The sequence below is a fragment of the Cellulomonas oligotrophica genome, assembly GCF_013409875.1.
GTDB classification, from domain to species: Bacteria; Actinomycetota; Actinomycetes; order Actinomycetales; family Cellulomonadaceae; genus Cellulomonas; species Cellulomonas oligotrophica.
Map to the genome: position 1 here is coordinate 1,981,396 of NZ_JACCBK010000001.1, position 16,722 is coordinate 1,998,117.

General features: G+C 72.7%; 16 protein-coding genes and 2 pseudogenes. 5 read left to right on the plus strand and 13 right to left on the minus strand.

The window, feature by feature from the left end; genetic code table 11:
• Positions 1-2: 2 nt before the first annotated feature.
• Both nrdI and nrdH read right to left on the minus strand, forming a co-directional pair.
• Entirely contained in the window at positions 3-419 is a 417-nt protein-coding gene (nrdI, locus tag BKA21_RS08715; RefSeq protein ID WP_140457851.1) for a class Ib ribonucleoside-diphosphate reductase assembly flavoprotein NrdI, read from the minus strand.
• A 130-nt stretch (positions 420-549) separates the two neighbouring features.
• On the minus strand, positions 550-795 hold the full coding sequence (nrdH, locus tag BKA21_RS08720) for a glutaredoxin-like protein NrdH (protein WP_140457852.1): 246 nt from the start codon (positions 793-795) through the stop codon (positions 550-552).
• 408 nt (positions 796-1,203) lie between these two features.
• Between nrdH and BKA21_RS08725 the strand changes: the two genes are divergently transcribed.
• Together BKA21_RS08725 and BKA21_RS08730 are read left to right on the plus strand one after the other, a co-directional pair.
• Complete coding sequence (locus BKA21_RS08725) at positions 1,204-1,875, plus strand: helix-turn-helix domain-containing protein (RefSeq protein WP_140457853.1); 672 nt, start codon at positions 1,204-1,206, stop codon at positions 1,873-1,875.
• A 76-nt stretch (positions 1,876-1,951) separates the two neighbouring features.
• Entirely contained in the window at positions 1,952-4,309 is a 2,358-nt protein-coding gene (locus BKA21_RS08730) for a trypsin-like serine peptidase (RefSeq protein ID WP_140457854.1), read from the plus strand.
• A 66-nt stretch (positions 4,310-4,375) separates the two neighbouring features.
• On the opposite strand, the gene BKA21_RS08735 is transcribed toward BKA21_RS08730, so the two are convergent.
• From BKA21_RS08735 to dnaK, 6 genes are all read right to left on the minus strand, one after another.
• Positions 4,376-4,600, minus strand: coding sequence for a chemotaxis protein CheW (locus tag BKA21_RS08735; RefSeq protein ID WP_140457855.1), 225 nt, complete (start codon positions 4,598-4,600; stop codon positions 4,376-4,378).
• 136 nt (positions 4,601-4,736) lie between these two features.
• Positions 4,737-6,581: an AAA family ATPase gene (locus BKA21_RS08740; protein ID WP_140457856.1), complete on the minus strand. Its 1,845-nt coding sequence runs from the start codon at positions 6,579-6,581 to the stop codon at positions 4,737-4,739.
• 209 nt (positions 6,582-6,790) lie between these two features.
• On the minus strand, positions 6,791-7,225 hold the full coding sequence (locus tag BKA21_RS08745) for a heat shock protein transcriptional repressor HspR (RefSeq protein ID WP_140457857.1): 435 nt from the start codon (positions 7,223-7,225) through the stop codon (positions 6,791-6,793).
• A gap of 68 nt (positions 7,226-7,293) precedes the next feature.
• The gene (locus tag BKA21_RS08750; RefSeq protein ID WP_140457858.1) at positions 7,294-8,286 is read right to left on the minus strand and encodes a DnaJ C-terminal domain-containing protein; all 993 of its coding nucleotides are present in this window, start codon (positions 8,284-8,286) and stop codon (positions 7,294-7,296) included.
• Between the two features lie 46 nt (positions 8,287-8,332).
• The gene (locus tag BKA21_RS08755) at positions 8,333-8,974 is read right to left on the minus strand and encodes a nucleotide exchange factor GrpE (protein ID WP_140457859.1); all 642 of its coding nucleotides are present in this window, start codon (positions 8,972-8,974) and stop codon (positions 8,333-8,335) included.
• Positions 8,971-10,836 (minus strand): molecular chaperone DnaK, encoded by a 1,866-nt coding sequence (gene dnaK, locus BKA21_RS08760; protein WP_140457860.1) that lies wholly within the window; start codon positions 10,834-10,836, stop codon positions 8,971-8,973. The genes BKA21_RS08755 and dnaK overlap by 4 nt, the downstream gene beginning before the upstream one ends.
• Positions 10,837-11,201: 365 nt before the next feature.
• Here dnaK and BKA21_RS08765 point away from each other — a divergent pair, with 365 nt between their 5' ends.
• The 3 genes and pseudogenes from BKA21_RS08765 to BKA21_RS08775 form a co-directional block, all read left to right on the plus strand.
• A complete protein-coding gene (locus BKA21_RS08765) occupies positions 11,202-11,597 on the plus strand; it encodes a hypothetical protein (RefSeq protein WP_140457861.1) in 396 nt (131 codons plus the stop codon).
• A 64-nt stretch (positions 11,598-11,661) separates the two neighbouring features.
• A pseudogene (locus tag BKA21_RS08770) lies at positions 11,662-12,186 on the plus strand (PhzF family phenazine biosynthesis protein); the annotation flags it as partial.
• A 12-nt stretch (positions 12,187-12,198) separates the two neighbouring features.
• A pseudogene (locus BKA21_RS08775) lies at positions 12,199-12,517 on the plus strand (transposase); the annotation flags it as partial.
• 236 nt (positions 12,518-12,753) lie between these two features.
• Here the strand turns inward: BKA21_RS08775 and BKA21_RS08780 are convergent.
• From BKA21_RS08780 to BKA21_RS08800, 5 genes are all read right to left on the minus strand, one after another.
• On the minus strand, positions 12,754-13,443 hold the full coding sequence (locus BKA21_RS08780) for a hypothetical protein (protein WP_239073021.1): 690 nt from the start codon (positions 13,441-13,443) through the stop codon (positions 12,754-12,756).
• Between the two features lie 11 nt (positions 13,444-13,454).
• Complete coding sequence (locus BKA21_RS08785) at positions 13,455-14,294, minus strand: hypothetical protein (protein ID WP_140457863.1); 840 nt, start codon at positions 14,292-14,294, stop codon at positions 13,455-13,457.
• Positions 14,295-14,602: 308 nt separating this feature from the next.
• Entirely contained in the window at positions 14,603-15,685 is a 1,083-nt protein-coding gene (locus tag BKA21_RS08790) for a serine/threonine protein phosphatase (protein ID WP_239073020.1), read from the minus strand.
• 78 nt (positions 15,686-15,763) lie between these two features.
• Positions 15,764-16,213, minus strand: a complete 450-nt coding sequence (locus tag BKA21_RS08795; protein WP_140457865.1) for a hypothetical protein — start codon at positions 16,211-16,213, stop codon at positions 15,764-15,766.
• Positions 16,214-16,345: 132 nt separating this feature from the next.
• Positions 16,346-16,594 carry a hypothetical protein gene (locus BKA21_RS08800; RefSeq protein ID WP_170208926.1) on the minus strand — a complete coding sequence of 83 codons (249 nt, stop codon included), beginning with the start codon at positions 16,592-16,594 and terminating at the stop codon, positions 16,346-16,348.
• Between the last annotated feature and the right edge of the window lie 128 nt (positions 16,595-16,722).

Genomic DNA, 16,722 nt, shown 5'->3' on the forward strand with positions numbered 1-16,722 from the left:
CTCTACGCGGGTATCTGCGACCGTCGCTGCCAAAACTGCCCCAATCCGTCGCGCACGCGCGTGACGTCCTCGTTGGTTCCCATGAGCTCGAAGCGGTACAGGAGCGGCACCCGGCACTTGGCCGCCACGATGTCGCCCGCGATGCAGTACGCCTCGCTGAAGTTGGTGTTGCCCGCGGCGATCACGCCACGGATCAGGCCACGGTTGCCCTCGTCGTTGAGGAACTTGATGACCTGGCGGGGCACCGCCCCGCCCTCGTTGCCCCCGCCGTACGTCGGCAGGACCAGCACGTACGGGTCGTGCACGTGCAGGAACGGCTCGGTGGGCCGCAGCGGGATCCGCACGGCCGGCAGGCCGAGCTTCTCCACGAAGCGGTGGGTGTTGCCCGACGCCGAGGAGAAGTACACGAGCGAGGTCATCGCACGCTCCTTCCGCCGTCCGAGGTGCGATCTGTGCGGAGCCCGCCGGGCCGGTGCGGTGCGGGACCGGCACCGGCCCGGGGCGTCCGTGCGGTCGTCCGGGGCCCGACCGGGGCCCCGAGCGACCGGGTCAGGCGACCTGCGTCGCCAGCTTCTCGGCGAGCGCCTTGATGCGGTCCGGGCGGTAGCCCGACCAGTGCTCGCCGTCGACGACCACGACGGGGGCCTGGAGGTGGCCGAGCGACATCACGTAGTCGCGGGCGTCCGCGTCCTGCGAGATGTCGACGACCGTGTAGTCGTGGCCGACCTTGTCGAGCGCACGGTAGGTCGCGGTGCACTGCACGCAGGCCGGCTTGCTGTAGACCGTGATCGTCATCGCGACTTCTCCCCGAGGGCTCGTTCCGTGCGTCTGTGACCGGCTCGAGCCCTCCGCAGAGCATGGGGGCGAACCGTCTGCGTAGACACTACACCTGGGGTCTGACACTGCAAGACACCACTAGGTGTTGTGTTGCACGGGTGTTGTTTTCACCCTGTGCGCCCTCGTCGCCCACCGCCTGTGGACAGAGCGTCGGCGCCCTGACGTGCGTGTTCACCCGCATGTGCGCCGTCCGCACGGCGATACCCACAGGGCCGCCCACAGGCGCACCCCGGCGTGTCCCCACCTCCGTCCACAGCCGGTTCGCCCCCTGTGTCCGCTTCGTCACAGGACGGCGCGTCGCACCCCTCCCGGCGCGTCGCGCGCCGTTCGGCACCCCGCCCGACGCGGTGTGCCACACATCCGCCCATGGGGGCAGACCAGCGCAGGACCACCGTCGTCGCACTCCCCGGCAGCATCGCGGCCGCCGCCGTCTCCGCCGGGCTCGGCTCGGGCGGCTGGGACGTCCTGGACGTGCGGACCGAGCGGGTCGACCCGCGCAGCCTGCACGGTCCCTGCGTCGTGGTCGTCGAGGACGACGACGGCGTCGCCCGCCTCGTGGTGCCGCCCGGCGTCCCCCTGCACCGCACCGTGGCCCTCGGGACCGTGCGCTCGGCCGACGTGCTGCGGCACCTGCACGAGCGCGGCGCGGCCGTCCTCAACCAGGGCGCTCCGCTCGTGCCGCTGCTGCGCCTGGTCGACCGCCGCCTGCGCTCCCCCGCGGGGCCGCCCGTCGGCGGGGAGCTCGGGCGCCGCCACCAGGAGGTCCTCGACCTCGACCGGCTCACGCCCGCCGAGCACGCGGTGCTGCGCGCGATGGTCGCCGGGCTGCCGGCCGCCCGGATCGCCGAGCGCCGCCACCTGTCGCTGCACACCGTGCGCAGCCACATCAAGTCCGTGCTGGCCAAGCTCCAGGTGACGTCCCAGCTGGAGGCGGTCGCGGTCGCGCACAGGTCGCTGCCCGCCGCGTGGCTGGCCCTGGCGGCCGTCACGTTCACCAGTTCTGGTGAGGACGCCTCCGCACGGCCGGGAGAACAGTGACCGGTGGGCCGGCTGGGACGGCCCGCACAGCCGGGGGCGGCGCAGCGTCGCACCCGCCGACCAGCAGGGGGACACCATGATCAGGACCAGCACCGGTCAACCGACCACGCTGCTCAACACCACCGTCGTCGGGCAGCCGTGGCAGCCGCACCTGCGCCTGGGGGCCGGCGTCGACGCCGTCACCGGCCAGCTGCGCGCGAGCGCGGTCGCGCCCTTCGAGGTGCGCCGCAGCCCGTCGCTGCACCCGGAGTACCGGTACGCGCTCGTGCAGTCCGAGTCCGACATGCAGAGCCTCATCAGCTCGTCGGTGAAGGCGTCGTACAACCTCGAGGGCGTCACCGTCTCGGCCAGCACGTCGTACCTGGAGGAGCTCGCGGTCTCCGAGCTCGCGGTGACGATCCTCGCCGAGGTGAACGTCGAGGAGAGCCAGTTCTCCCTCGCGGACGCCTACAGCCTGTCCGTCGAGCCCGGGCCCGACTTCCGCGAGCGGCACGGCGACTACTTCGTGGCCGGCTACCGCGCCGGGTCCGCCCTGCAGGTGGCGTACCAGTGCCGGTTCACGAGCACGGAGCAGCGCACGAAGTTCGCCGCGTCGCTGGGCGCCGAGGTGCCGCAGGTGCTCAGCGCCGAGGGCAGCGCAGCCTTCGAGAAGACGGCCAAGGCGCACGGCGCCAACGTGAACGTGCGGATCACCGCGCAGGGCGTCTCGAGCCCCGTCCCCGACGCCCCGTCGGAGGGGTGGACGCCCGCGTCGGTGCTGTCCGTCATCGTGCCCTGGTTCAACGACAACCAGGCGATGGAGCCGCTCGAGAGCTACCTGCAGGCGTACCGCATGATCGACCCGGCGCTGCCCGGCGAGGTGCCGGTCAGTCCCGACGCGTTCGCCCAGCTCGGGTTCCTCTACAACCGGTTCTGGCTGGTGCGCGCGCACTTCCGCACGTGCCCGGACTTCGGCCGCCGCCTCGTCGAGGAGGCGTACCACAAGCTCGAGAAGACGATCGAGGCGCACCAGGCGTCGCTCGCCACGGACGCCCAGCAGATCGAGCTGCTGACGGCCGAGACGCAGCGCGTGCTGACGACGCTGCACGAGATCGCCAACCGGCAGGCCTTCTACTCCCAGGTCGTCGCCGCCGCGAAGACCGAGCCCGGCAAGGGCGTCAACCACGACGCCGACCAGGGCACCGTGCGCTGGGGGTACGGGTTCCAGCGCGGCGACGAGGCGGGCGTCGACGTCACGCTCGAGACCAGCACGGTCAGCGCCGACTGGAAGATCGGCTGGAACGAGCACGTGTTCTCGTACCGCAACTCCTCACGCGTGATCGTCGGCTTCGACGTCGTGTGCAACCGGTCGAGCAACGGCGGGGACTGGCGCAAGGTCAGCGACCAGATCATCGGCCGCTCCGGCGGCGACGTGTTCGTCAAGAGCGACTACGACCGCGGGTACTCCTGGACGATCACCTGGTACACGGTCGAGGCGCGCCTCTACCCGGCTGGCCCCTGGACCGACGTCACGGTGCACGCGCCGGACTTCGCCGCGGCCCTCGGCGCCTCGTCGGGCGGCTCCGACGGCGTCTCGGCCCTCGACTTCTGGACGCCGGAGCGGATGGCCGAGGCGCGGCCGTTCGGCGTGGAGCATGACCCCGACGCCTTCGAGCTGCCCGACGCGCCCCGCACGGTCGCGGGCGGCGGCCTGCACGGGGTGCACGCCGGGGGCGTGGCGTCGTCGCTCGGCGTCGCGTCGTCCGACGGCGTCGCCGGCCCGGACGTCGGGCCCGTGACGAACCGGGTGGCGGACCCGCGGGCCGTGCCGTGGAGGACGGTCGGCAAGCTCTTCTTCCTCCGTGGGGGCCAGCTGTTCACCGGGTCGGCGTGCGTGGTCCACCGCACGGGCATCCTCACGGCAGCCCACAACCTGACCTACCACGGCGTCGCGGCGGAGAAGCTCGTGTTCGTGCCCGCGTACGACGCCCAGCAGGCGCCGTTCGGCGCGTGGGAGATCGCGCAGCCGCTCGTGCCCCAGGCGTGGCACGTGCAGGCAAACCAGATCGCCGCCTGGGACGTCGGCATGTGCACGATCAAGCCCCTGAACGGCCACGCGATCGGTGAGGTCGTCGGCTGGGCCGGCCTGTTCTGGGGCGGGGTGGCCCCCGTCTGGACGGCGGCGGGCTACCCGGGCCAGCCGCGGCCGGGGTTCGCGTTCGACGGCGAGCACATGTGGCAGAGCCTCGGCAGCCGGGTCGCCGAGCCGGCGCCGTCGACGATCGCCAAGCTCGACGACATGACGCAGGGCTCCAGCGGCGGCCCCTGGTTCGACGCGCAGGCGCCGGACGTGGTCAACGGCATCGTGAGCCACGGCGTCACGGGCACGCAGCGCATGACCAGCCCCGAGCTCGGCGGCTGGGTGGGGCAGTTCTACCGGCAGATCTTCGGCTGACCCGCGGTGCGACCGGTGCCGGTGCGGACGTCGTCGTCCGTGCCGGCACCGGTGCGCGGGGGCGGCTCAGACCAGGCCGACGAGGGCGCCGAGCAGCGCGGCGCCCAGCAGGCCGAGCGCGACCCATGCGACGACGCTGCCGGCGACGTAGCCGGCGAACCGCAGGCGCTGGGCGGCCGTGGCGCCCGGCGTGGGCGCGGGGGCCCAGCGGACCGTGTCGATCGCGCGGTGCGCGTGCGTGCGGACGCCGCGGGCGGCGGAGGGGGCGTGGCTGAACGTGACGGCGGACATCTTCGTCGCTCCTGGTCGGTGCGTGCGGACGGGTGGCCGGGGTCGCCGGCCCCGCCATCATCTCACCATCCGGACGCCCGGCGAGGGGGACGAGGGTCCCGTCACCCGCTCCGCCGTGCCCGTGCCTGCCCGTGCGTCAGGCGATGCGCAGAGCGCCCGCCGGTCGCACCGGGGCCGCGCCGGGACGGTCCGCGACGGCCTTCTCCAGCACCGCCGTGATCTCGTCGCCGACCAGCTCGTGCCGGGCCAGGAGCGCGTCGCGGAGGGCCTCGACGAGGTCGGAGTTCGACGCGAGCAGACGCCGGACGGTCGCGCGGGCGTCGTCGAGCACCTCCTCGAGCTGGGCGCGGGCGGACGGGTCGCCGATGACGGCCGAGACGAGGTCCTTGTCGGTCGCGGCGAACGAGACCAGCGAACCCGTCATGCCGGCCGCGCCGACCATCTGCGCGGCCGTGCGGGTCGCGGCTGCGAGGTCCGAGGCCGGGCCGGTGCTGGTCTGGCCGAAGAACAGCTCCTCGGCGACCCAGCCGCCCATGGCGATCTGCACGAGCGCGCCGAGTTCGTAGCGCGAGTGCGTGTAGACCTCCTCGCAGTCGCCGTGGGCGAGCAGGCCCAGGGCGGAGCCGCGCTTGACGATGGTCAGCACCTCGAGGGTGCGGCTGGGCGCCACGAGCCACGCGGTGACGGCGTGCCCGGCCTCGTGCGTCGCGATGAGGCGCTGCTCGCCGGGCGTGTACGTCACCGGGTGGCCGATGCCGACCAGCTCGGTGAGGCGCGCGTGCTCGACGTCGACGAACCGCATGGCGGTGTCGCCGCGGCGCAGCGCGTTGACCAGGGCCTCGTCGAGCACGTGCTCGACCATCACGGGCGTCCACCCGCTCGTCGCGGCCGCCACCCGGTCGCGGACCGCGGGCTCGTCCAGCTCGGCGTGGTGCGCGCGGCGGGCCAGGAAGTGGTCGACGAGGGCGCGACGGCCGTGCGCGTCCGGCGGGTTGAACGTCAGACGGCGGTCGAACCGGCCCGGCCGCAGCAGCGCCGGGTCGAGGTGGTCAGCACGGTTGGTGGCGGCGATCAGCAGGATCGGGGCCCGCGTGGGCTTGCGCAGGCGGATCTGGCGGTGCGCGGGCAGCAGCAGGTTGACCAGCTGGAGCAGCGCGTTGACGACCCGGTCGGACCCGACGGGCTCGTCGAACGACTGCATCTGCACGAGCAGCTCGTTGACGACGCCCCCGGTGCCCTCGGAGATCATCGCGTCGCGCACCACGCCGCCCTGGCCGCCGAGCAGGCCCTGCACGGACGGCACCTGCACGAACGCCGCCCGCGACGACGTCGCCGCCAGCCCGCCGCGGCGCAGCGCGATCGCGTCGATCTCCTCGATGAAGCCGATCGCGCCGCCCTCCTTGCGGGCGGCGGTGCGCAGCGCCTTGAAGTACGCGCGGATCTTGCGGGCCGTCGCGCCGTAGTACATCGACTGGAAGCTCGTCGCGGACACGAACAGGAACGGCACGCCCGCCTCCGCGGCCATCGCCTTGGCCGTCAGGGTCTTGCCCGTGCCGGGCGGGCCCTCGAACAGCAGGCCGCGGCGCGGGGTGCCGCCCATCTGGTCGGCGAACCGCCGGTGGGTCTGGAACAGGTCGATCGAGCGGCGCACGTCCTCGACCACCGGGTCGATGCCGACGACGTCGTCGAGCGTGACGTCGACCTGCTCGGGCCGGTAGGTCACGTGCGGGGAGCGGCCGGAGCCGACCTGGGTGCCGACGAGCAGCAGCAGGAGCGCGGCGAAGAACAGCACCGGCACGAGCACCAGCGGGTCGACCTCCGGCACCACGACCAGCGGCCGCCCGGTCAGGGCCGCCCAGATGACGTAGACCTCGAGGGCCAGCACGACGAGGCACAGGCGGACCACGCGGCGGCGGCGCAGGCGCTCACGGTCGGCGGCGATGTCGTGCGTGGCGATCAGCGGGGTGCGCGCAGCGGTCACGAGGAGCGGCCCTTCGTCGGGGCGACGGCCTCGCGGCTCGGCGGCCGGCCGTCACCGCGTGCGGGTGGTTCACGGCGAGACCGCCATGCTCGTCCGGTATGTCCGATTGTGACAACCGGTGGCACGCACCTTCACTCGTCCGGCCCTCGCCCGGACGGCCCATCCCCCGGCATCGCCGCAGGTGGAGGACGTGCGGCCGGACGGCCCGCTCAGCCGTCGCGGCGGGGCGTGGGCCCGGCCACGAGCTGGCGCGGCACCCAGCGCGGCCGGCGGCCCGGCGCGGGCTGCGGAGCCAGGGGGTGCCGGCGGTCGGCGACGACGTTGCCGGTCGGGTCGGCGGTGAAGACCCGGCGCCCCGGGTCCAGCAGGGTGCGCAGGAACTCGACCTGCTGGCGCACGGCTCGCACCTCGGCCTCGAGCTCGAGGATCCGCTTGATGCCCGCGAGGTTCACGCCCTCGTCTTGCGAGAGCCGCTGCACCTCGCGGAGCATCTGGATGTCCCGGGCCGAGTACCGGCGCCCGCGCCCACGCGTGCGGCCGGGGCGGACCAGGCCGAGGCGGTCGTACTGCCGCAGGGTCTGCGGGTGCATGCCCGCGAGCTCGGCGGCGACCGAGATGACGTAGACCTTCGCGTCCTCGTCCATCGACCGTCCTCCTCCCCGCAGTCCCTGCGGCGGTGCACCGCGCCACCCGGTCGGGTGGCGCGGACCCGTCAGCGCCGGGCGTCCGCCATGAGGTCGGCGCGCACGTCCTCGCCGGACGTGGCGATGCCGAACGCCTGCACGGCCTCGCGGGCCGCGGCGCTCAGCCGCTGGGGCACCACCACCTGCACGGTGACGAGCAGGTCGCCGGTGCCCTTCGACGTCGTGATGCCCTTGCCCTTGACGCGCAGCGTGCGCCCCGAGGGGGTGCCGGCCGGGATCTTCACGCGCACGGTCGACCCGTCGAGGGTCGGCACCTGCACGGTCGCGCCCAGCGCCGCCTCGTCGAACGCCACCGGCACGGTCACGCGCAGGTTGTCGGCCTCGAGCGAGAACACCGGGTGCGGCTCGACCTGCACGGTGATGACGAGGTCGCCGTCGGGCGCCCCGCCGCTGCCCGGGCGGCCCTTGCCGCGCAGGCGGATCTTCTGCCCGTCGCGCACCCCCGCCGGGATGCGCGCGTTGACGGTGCGCCCCTCGACGGACAGCGACACGGTCGACCCCTCGGCCGCCGTGCGGAACGGCAGCGTCGTGGTCGCCGTCAGGTCGGCACCGGCGTGGCCCCGCGCTCCCCCGCCGCCGAACAGCCCGCCGAGCAGGTCCTCGAACCCCGGGCCGCCCGCCCCGCCGCCCGTGCCGGACGTCTGGTACCGCACCCGCCCGCCGGGGCCGTTGGCCCCGCCGAACATCGTGCCGAACAGGTCCTCGAACCCCGGCCCGCCGGGCGCGCCGCCACGACCGCCGGCGCCCGCGGTGAAGCGGGCGCCGCCGGCCATGGCACGCAGCTGGTCGTACTGGCGGCGCTGCTCGGGGTCCGAGAGCACCGCGTACGCCTCGCCGATGTCCTTGAAGCGGGCCTCGGCCGCAGCGTCGCCCGGGTTCTGGTCCGGGTGCAGCTGGCGCGCCAGCTTGCGGTACGCCTTCTTCACCGTGGCCGCGTCCGCGTCCTTGGCGACGCCGAGCACGGCGTAGAAGTCCTTCTCGAGCCAGTCCTGGCCGGTCACGGCGCCTCCCTCCCGCTTCGTCCTGGTGTGCAGATGATGGTGCCCGTCAGCCCTCGGGGTCCACGACCGCCACCCGGGCGGCGCGCAGGACCCGCTCGGCCGTGCGGTACCCGGGCTGCAGCACCTGCTGCACCGTCGGCTCCGTCACGTCCGCCGAGTGCGCGTGCATGAGCGCCTCGTGCACGGCCGGGTCGAACGGCTCCCCGGCCGCGCCGTACCGCTCCACGCCGAAGCGCTGCAGGGTCGCCTCGAGCTTCTCCGCGATCGACGCGAACGGCCCGGACAGGTCACCGTGCTGGCGGGCCAGCTCGATGTCGTCCAGCACCGGGATCAGCGCCTCGGCCACGGCCGCGACACCCCGGTCGTGCGAGGCCAGCGCCTCGGCCTTGGACCGCTTCACGTACGCCGAGTACTGCTGCTCGAGGTTGTAGTGCGCCGCCTGCGAGCGCTGCAGCTCGTCGAGACGCTGCGCCGCGAGCTCCTGGGCCGCCGCGAGGTCGCCCTCGGGGGCGACGCCCGCGACCGCGTCGGCGGCCGCGTCGAGCACGGCCTCCTCGGGCGTCGGCTCGCGCAGCTCGCCCGTCTGGGGGTCGAGGCGGCGCTTGTCGGTCACGCGCGGGGCCCCCTCGTCGGGGCCGGACCCGCCCTGCGGCTGGTCCGGCCCCTGGGGGGCGTGCTCGTCGGTCACTTCTTGTCGCCCTCCGGTGCCTCGTCCTCGACGATCTCGGCGTCGACCACGTCCTCGTCGGACGTCTTGTCGCCCGCGGGCGGGGCGTCGGCGGCGGCCGGGGCGGCCTGCTCCTGGCTGTACAGGGCCTCGCCGATCTTCTGGCTGGCCGTCAGGAGCGCGGCGTGCTTGGCCTTGACGGCCTCGACGTCGGTGCCCTCGAGGGCGGTCTTGAGCTCGCCGACCGCCGCCTGGACCTCGGTCTTGACGTCCTCGGAGAGCTTGTCCGCGTTGTCGACCAGGAGCTTCTCCGTCTGGTAGACGAGCTGCTCCGCCGTGTTGCGGGTCTCGGCCTCCTCGCGGCGCTTCTTGTCCTCGGCGGCGTGCTCCTCGGCGTCCTTCACCATGCGGTCGATGTCCTCCTTGGGGAGGGCCGACCCGCCCGTGATGGTCATCGACTGCTCCTTGCCGGTGCCGCGGTCCTTGGCGGACACGTGCACGATGCCGTTCGCGTCGATGTCGAACGTGACCTCGACCTGCGGGACGCCGCGCGGCGCCGGCGCGATGCCGGTGAGCTCGAACGTGCCCAGCGGCTTGTTGTCGCGCGCGAACTCGCGCTCGCCCTGGAACACCTGGATCAGCACGGACGGCTGGTTGTCCTCGGCGGTGGAGAAGATCTCCGAGCGCTTGGTCGGGATGGCCGTGTTGCGCTCGATGAGCTTGGTCATCACCCCGCCCTTGGTCTCGATGCCGAGGGACAGCGGCGTGACGTCGATGAGCAGGACGTCCTTGCGGTCGCCCTTCATGACGCCGGCCTGCAGCGCGGCGCCGACGGCCACGACCTCGTCCGGGTTGACGCCCTTGTTGGGCTCCTTGCCGCCGGTGAGCTGCGTGACGACCTCGGACACCGCGGGCATGCGGGTCGAGCCGCCGACGAGCACGATGTGGTCGATGTCGGCCACGGAGATGCCGGCGTCGCGGATGACCTGGTGGAACGGCGCCTTGACCCGGTCGAGCAGCGCCTGCGTCATCTGCTGGAACTGCGCGCGCGTGAGCTTGGTGTCGAGGTGGATCGGGCCGTTCTCGCTCATCGACAGGTACTGCAGCGAGACGTTGGTGCTGGTCGCGGACGACAGCTCCTTCTTGGCCTGCTCGGCCGCCTCGCGCAGACGCTGCAGGGCGATCTTGTCCTTCGACAGGTCGACGCCCGTGGTGTTCTTCACCTCGGTGACCAGGTGCGCGACGATCGCCGCGTCCCAGTCGTCGCCGCCGAGGCGGTTGTCGCCCGCGGTCGCGCGGACCTCGATCGTGGAGAAGCCGTCGTCGTCCTTGCCCACCTCGAGCAGGGAGACGTCGAACGTGCCGCCGCCGAGGTCGAAGACGAGGATGAGCTCGTCCTCCTTGCCGCGCTCCAGGCCGTAGGCCAGGGCGGCCGCGGTGGGCTCGTTGATGATGCGCAGGACGTTGAGGCCCGCGACGGTGCCGGCGTCCTTGGTGGCCTGGCGCTCGGCGTCGTTGAAGTACGCCGGGACCGTGATGACCGCGTCGGTGACGGGCTCGCCCAGGTACGCCTCGGCGTCACGCTTGAGCTTGCCGAGGATGCGGGCGCTGATCTCCTGCGGCGTGTACTTCTTCTCGTCGACCGCCGTGGTCCAGTCGGTGCCCATGTGGCGCTTGACGGACGTGATGGTCCGGTCGACGTTGGTGACGGCCTGGCGCTTGGCGACCTCGCCGACGAGGACCTCGCCGGTCTTGGAGAACGCGACGACCGACGGAGTCGTGCGCGACCCCTCGGCGTTGGCGATGACGGTGGGCTCGCCGCCCTCGAGGGTCGCGACCACCGAGTTGGTGGTACCGAGGTCGATGCCGACTGCTCGTGCCATGTGCGTTGCCTTCCTTCCGGAGCGGTGCTCCACAAACTGGGGGCGCCCTTGAGTCCGCCTGGCTCAAGTCTGCGTCGGCCGGAGCGACCTGGCAAACCCGAGACGGTCGAACTTGAGTCTGCTGGGCTCAACTCTGATGCTCGCGGATCTGTTCCCACGGTCGTCTCCGAGCAACGCCGACGCTCGCGGCAAGGCGCGCCCGCGTCTCACCCGGGGCGCTGTCCCGGGAGAGATGGGATCCCGATCCACTCATCCGAGTCCCACCTCCTTGTCCGCCGTGTGTCCGCGCATCCCGACCCGCCTGTCCTCTTGCCGCTCAGCGGCCCGCGACGGGCAACCGGATCACCACCTGCCATCCTGAGAAGGTGCTGGGCGAGACGGATGCCGAACGACTGGGGGACCACGCGGACGCCGTCGACGCGACACGCACCCTGGTCGCCGCTGCGGACAAGCCGACGCTGCGCGCGTGGTGGGTGGACAGCCTGACGTCGCGCGACCTGGAGGTCCGCGCTCTGTGGCCCGCGTGGACGGCGCTGCGCCACCTGCCGGCTCACGACTTCACGCCGTCGCGGGAGTTCAACGCGGCGAGCTGCGAGGTATGCGGGCTCCGTCGCGAGCCGTACGAGGCAGCGCCCGTCGAGCTGGTGCGGGCTGCCACCCTGGTTGCGCCGGAGCACCCGGTCGACACCGCGCCCCTCCACGCGCTCCTCGCGGCCGTTGGCGCGCTGGGGCCGCAGGCGCAGCTCACGGACGAGCTCTGATCGTGCACGAGATGCCAGGTGCGGGCTGTGCCCATCTCTCCCTGACGGCTCCTACGCTTGCCGTGTGAGCGGCGACGTCCTGCGCCTGACCGCCTTCGCCGCCGACCCGGGCGGTGGCAACCCCGCCGGCGTCGTCCTTGACGCGGCTGCCCTGACGGACGCCGACATGCAACGCATCGCCGCCGAGGTGGGCTACGCGGAGACGGCATTCGTCACGCGCCCGCCCGCACCCGGGCCGGACGGCAGCGCGCGTGTCGGCATCCGCTACTTCTCCCCCGCGGCCGAGGTGCCGTTCTGCGGCCACGCGACCATCGCGACCGCCGTCGCGCTGGCCTGGCGCGACGGTGTCGGGGCCACGGTGTTCGAGACACCGGCCGGTGAGCTGGAGGTCCGGACGTCCGAGCGCGACGGCGGTGTCGCGGCCGCATTCACGAGCGTCGAGCCGCGTCTCGAGGAGCTGCCGGACGGGGTGCTGGACGGGCTCCTGAGGATCGTCGGACTGACCCGTGCCGACCTGCACCCGGGCTACCCTCCCCGCTCGGCGTTCGCGGACAACGTGCACCCGCTCGTCGTGCTGGCGGACGTCGCCGCGCTCGACCGCAAGGTCCAGGCGCTCATGCTCGGGGCCCGCGAGGACCTCCTCGCGTACTCCGCCTTCCCGGTCGGGCACTGGAAGGAGATCTGGTCGACGAACCCCCTGGAACGGCTGACCAAGGAGGTCAAGCGCCGCACCGACGTCGTCGGACGTCTTCCCGAACCCCGCCGCCCTGCTGCGCTTGGCCGGCGCGGTCCTGCTCGAGGCCTACGACGAATTGGCCGCGACCGACCGGCGCTACCTGTCCGAGAACACCATGGCCCAACTCACCACGGCCACCGTCACCGACCAGGAGGTGGACCAGCCCGAACTGCTCACGGCATGATCAGAGCGCTGACCCGCACGGTGTCGAGAACCTCCACCACTCCACGGGACGCCACCTCCGGACAACTTCCATGAGTTCCTACAGCGCTTGCAGGTTCGCACCGAGGTTGTCCGGTTCACGTGAGCGTGTCCGCCGTCGCGCCGGTGTGTCCGCTCGCCATCCTGCGGTCGTGGGCACGACGGTGACCTGAGCGATGTGCCGGGCGGCAGCTGGCCATCGCGAGCGACCCGGCGGGGTCACCGCGCCCCGGGCACAATGCCGGTGCGCCCTTGCCACGCACCGTGCTCCGAGATCGGCCGGAACCGGAAGGTGGCGAACTCGTGGTGGAAGTCGCGGCGATCGCGCTCGGTCATCGCCGCAGCGTGCCGCTCCGGGTGCTGGACCGCTGACCCGCCGTGCACCATCTCCTCCATCTCCCGAATGGAGCGCCAGACGGAGAAGGTGGCGATCGTCCGTGGGGGCCGGAAGCCAGCCAGGGCGAGGGTTGTGCCGGGGTGGTCACGGACGAGCCGCTCGACGGGCTTGCCCCAATGGAGAAAGCGCGGCACCTCCCGCATGCGCATCCGAGCCACGGTCACGGCGACGACCGGCTCGTCCCGGTCCCAGTCGCCGGCTCGCACCGGGAGCCCGGGCAAGGCCGCCAGGGTGGACCATCGTCGCAGGAACTCCAGGCGCACGTGCCAGCCGTCGGCGAGGTGGCGGCCCAGGGCGTCCTCGCGGAGGAACCTGTCCAGTGCGGCCTCGTCGGTCCACTGGGCGAACACGGCCAGACGGCGCAGTTGGAGGCGGTCTGGGGACAGCGTCGGTGCGCCGAGCCGCATCAGGGCCAGCGGTTCGGAGTGAGCCAGCCCGGCCACGGTACTGCCGGACGGGTGCTGCGCGAGCGCCCGCGCCGTCACCCAGCGCGGGAGCTCGGCCAGGTGCACGCTGTGGACGGTCACGACGCGCGCTCCAACCGGTAGTGGAGCCGGACCGCCGACAGCCTGCCAAGCCGCAGCTCGTGGTCGGTGCGTAGCACCCCGCGGTCGTCGACGTACACGTGGAGTGTCTCGTGCAGCGGCACGCGGGCGGCTACGGCGCGGCCCTCCCGCACGACGACGTACGCGCCGTCCTGGCCGAAGCTGCCGGTCGGAGACACGAGGCGCAACCCGCCGTCGTCCGTGACGGACGGGCGCAGGAACACCTGCACGTTGCCCGTCTCGAGCGGGAAGGTCGCGTGGACGCTCGGCCGGTCCGCGCCGGGGAGGGTGCGCGTCGAGTAGCTGCCGCTGAAGACATGGCGACCGTTGCTCCGCAGCGTCCGCACCCAGGCCGCCGCGACCTGCTCGCCTGCGCCGTCCCGCACCACCGTGACCTGGCTGTCCATGCCGTGGGCCACGTCGAGCGGTCGCATCGGCAGGGCGAGCTGCTCGACCCGGCGCGCGTAGAGGCGCGCGACCAGCTCGCCTGCCGGCCAAAGCACCGGTGACCAGCTGCTCCACACGTCCATGTCCCAGGATGCGGTGTGCTCGTAGAAGTCTCGAATGGCCGGTCGCAGCCGTGCCGAGTCGAAGCCGGGACCGTCGAGCGCCGTCATCGACGAGAGCAGACCCGCCTCGGGCGCCCCACGGTCCACGGTCCACCCACGCTCCGCCGCCTCGACGTCGATCCACCCGTCTCCGACCGTCGCCGTCGCGCTTACCGGCGCCTCAAGCCAGGAGTCGGCGCCCTCCAGATCAACCGCACGGCCGGCGAGACGCCAGAAGCTCCGGGACCAGCGGTCCAGCACGTGGGACATGGGACGGGATTCTGGCACCCTCTCAGGCGTAGGCCGCCCTCGGGAGACTTCCGCACATCGGCATGACCGGTTGATCAGCCGGTCCGTACGCCCGCCGCTGAGGATCCGGACACGAAGGTGAGACGGCGGGCGTCACGCGCTTCTGTCAGGTCGCAGGTCACAGCGCCGGGCAGCGGACAAGTCGCATGAGTTCCCACAGCTCTGTCGGTTCGCGTTGAGGTTGTCCGATTCGCGTCAGCGCGTCCGGCGGGGTGCCCGCCGTCGCTCTAGCGTGTCCGCTGGTACGGCCTTGAGATCAATGCGACTCCTTAGGCGCCGGCGTACTGGGCGTGGATGTCTCCCTCGACGAGGCGCCAGCAGAAGTCGTTCATCCGGGCCGCAGCGGGAGCGTGCCGGACGAGGATCCGCGCCACCGTCGCCGGCACGTCTCTCGGTATGTAGCCCTCCGCGCACCGACGCACGTACGCGTTGCGGGCGACGGGGCCGCCGCCGGCCGGCACCGGCACCCCGCACGCCGTGGTGACGAGCCAGTTCACCAGCCGCATCGCCGCATAGTCGGCGTCGTGGTCGACGTTGCGTGCGACGAAGTCACGTTCAGGTTCGGACAGGTCGAACCTCGGTGACGTGGCCAGCCCGAAGTCGACGAGGTAGATGCGCCCGTCGTCGGCTCGCATGTTCCCGAAGTGTCCGTCCAGGTGCAGCAGCTCGCGGCTCCGCAGGAGGTCGACCGCCTCGAAGAGGCGCAGTTCGACGTCAACGGCCCGACCCACCGGGTCGCCCAGCCAGTCGGGCAGGCGATCGGGCAGGTGCTCGAGGAACAGCACGAGGCTGAACCTCGCGGTGGCGAGCTCCTCGAAGCGGGCCCGTACGGCCGGGTCGCCGCCGAACTGGGCGACGACCGCCTCGATCTCCCGGTGCTCGTCGGCGACCGGCGGGCGGCCGGGAAGCACCCGCCAGTGGTGCAGCAGGGCGAAGCACTCGGCTTCCCCTGCGAGGACCCCGTCGGTGAGAGTGACGTTCGCGGCGAGCTCACGCCACGCGCCGAAGCCAGGAGCGGCGAGGGGGTGCATGCCGTACTGGCAGGCGGTCGGCAGAGCAAACAGGTTGGCCGTGCTGTGCGGGTGGGCGAGCTCTCGGTCGGTGATCGGGATGCGCTTCGCGAACACCGGCACGCCGTCCACGTCGACCACGGAGGAGGCACCGCCCACCCCGACGGAGCCGCTGGGTGCACCACGCAAGAGCGCCGTCAGGTCGTTGTCGTCGCGGGCGGCGAGCGAGCTCGACACGAGGCTGTGACGGGTCTGTCGGAGCGTCAGCCTCACGTCATCCTGCCGTCGACCGAGGATTCGGACACGAACGTGAGACAGCGGCTGTCTCCTGTTCCTGTCCACGCCCAGATCACAGCCGCAGGCTACGGACAGACCGCGCGAGTTCCTACACGCCTGGATGATCTCTCGGCAGCAGGCGCGTCAGAGCTCCTGGACGTCCTCCAGGAGTTCGAGCCCGACCGGTTGCAGTCCGCGCATCCGCACGGCGATGCCGTACGGGTCCGCGGCAGGGAACGGGCACTCGCCCACGTGCACGAGCCACTCGTCGGACTCGTCCACCACCAGGGAGAGCTCAACGAGAGCCACCTCCACGACCGCGTCGCCGTCCAGACCGACGCTGGACGGGTCTGCGCGGGCGGTGGCCACGAGGTAGGCGAGCGCGTCGTCGAGGACCTCGCGCGCCGTCGCGCCGACATGCGTCACCAGCGCCTGCGTCGACGGCGGAACCGGGCCGTCCTCCTTCGTCATGACGTTGACGACGAGCGTCCCGTCCGGGCAGCCGCGGTGCGCACACCGGACGGTCGCGGTGCGATGCCACGTCCCGTCCGGGACGGGCTGCGGCTCGGACCACACCGGTTCGTCCGTCGTCACGAGTCCATCCTGCTGGGAACCGCGGGGGTGGTCACCAACAGCCGGCCGAGACGCGGAGGTCACGGTCCTCACCGCCGTGCGACGCAGTTCTCACCCACGATGGTGGATCTTTCGTCGGGTGCGAGAGCGCTGCTACCCGGCGAGCGTCGCGCGGAGGCGGCGCAGCCCTCGCAGGACGGTGGCGCGGTTCTTGCGGCTCTTGATCCACGCGGGCAGCCGGCTGGCGAGGGACGCGTTCCCCGGCCCCTGCTCACGCAGCCCGGCAGCGACGTAACGCTCGAGGAAGTCCAGGTGCGCCTCGTCGCAGGCCCACAGGACACGACCCTCGCACGGGGTCTGCAACCAGAGGTCGAGCCCACGGAACCGCGGGCCCTCGGGCACGCCCGCGCCTCGCACCCGGACGACGCCGTGACGGGTGACGGCCCCGCATCCCTCGCAGCGCACGGGCACCGGGCTCATCGCCCCTCGCACGCTCCGCTCGACCACAGCCTTGCGCCCGCACCGGCCGC

What these genes read in the sequence shown, in the direction of transcription:
- nrdI (WP_140457851.1), bottom strand. Translation starts at nt 419, where the DNA reads ATGACCTCGCTCGTGTACTTCTCCTCGGCGTCGGGCAACACCCACCGC.
- nrdH (WP_140457852.1), bottom strand. Translation starts at nt 795, where the DNA reads ATGACGATCACGGTCTACAGCAAGCCGGCCTGCGTGCAGTGCACCGCG.
- BKA21_RS08725 (WP_140457853.1), top strand. Translation starts at nt 1,204, where the DNA reads ATGGGGGCAGACCAGCGCAGGACCACCGTCGTCGCACTCCCCGGCAGC.
- BKA21_RS08730 (WP_140457854.1), top strand. Translation starts at nt 1,952, where the DNA reads ATGATCAGGACCAGCACCGGTCAACCGACCACGCTGCTCAACACCACC.
- BKA21_RS08735 (WP_140457855.1), bottom strand. Translation starts at nt 4,600, where the DNA reads ATGTCCGCCGTCACGTTCAGCCACGCCCCCTCCGCCGCCCGCGGCGTC.
- BKA21_RS08745 (WP_140457857.1), bottom strand. Translation starts at nt 7,225, where the DNA reads ATGGACGAGGACGCGAAGGTCTACGTCATCTCGGTCGCCGCCGAGCTC.
- dnaK (WP_140457860.1), bottom strand. Translation starts at nt 10,836, where the DNA reads ATGGCACGAGCAGTCGGCATCGACCTCGGTACCACCAACTCGGTGGTC.
- BKA21_RS08785 (WP_140457863.1), bottom strand. Translation starts at nt 14,294, where the DNA reads ATGTCCCACGTGCTGGACCGCTGGTCCCGGAGCTTCTGGCGTCTCGCC.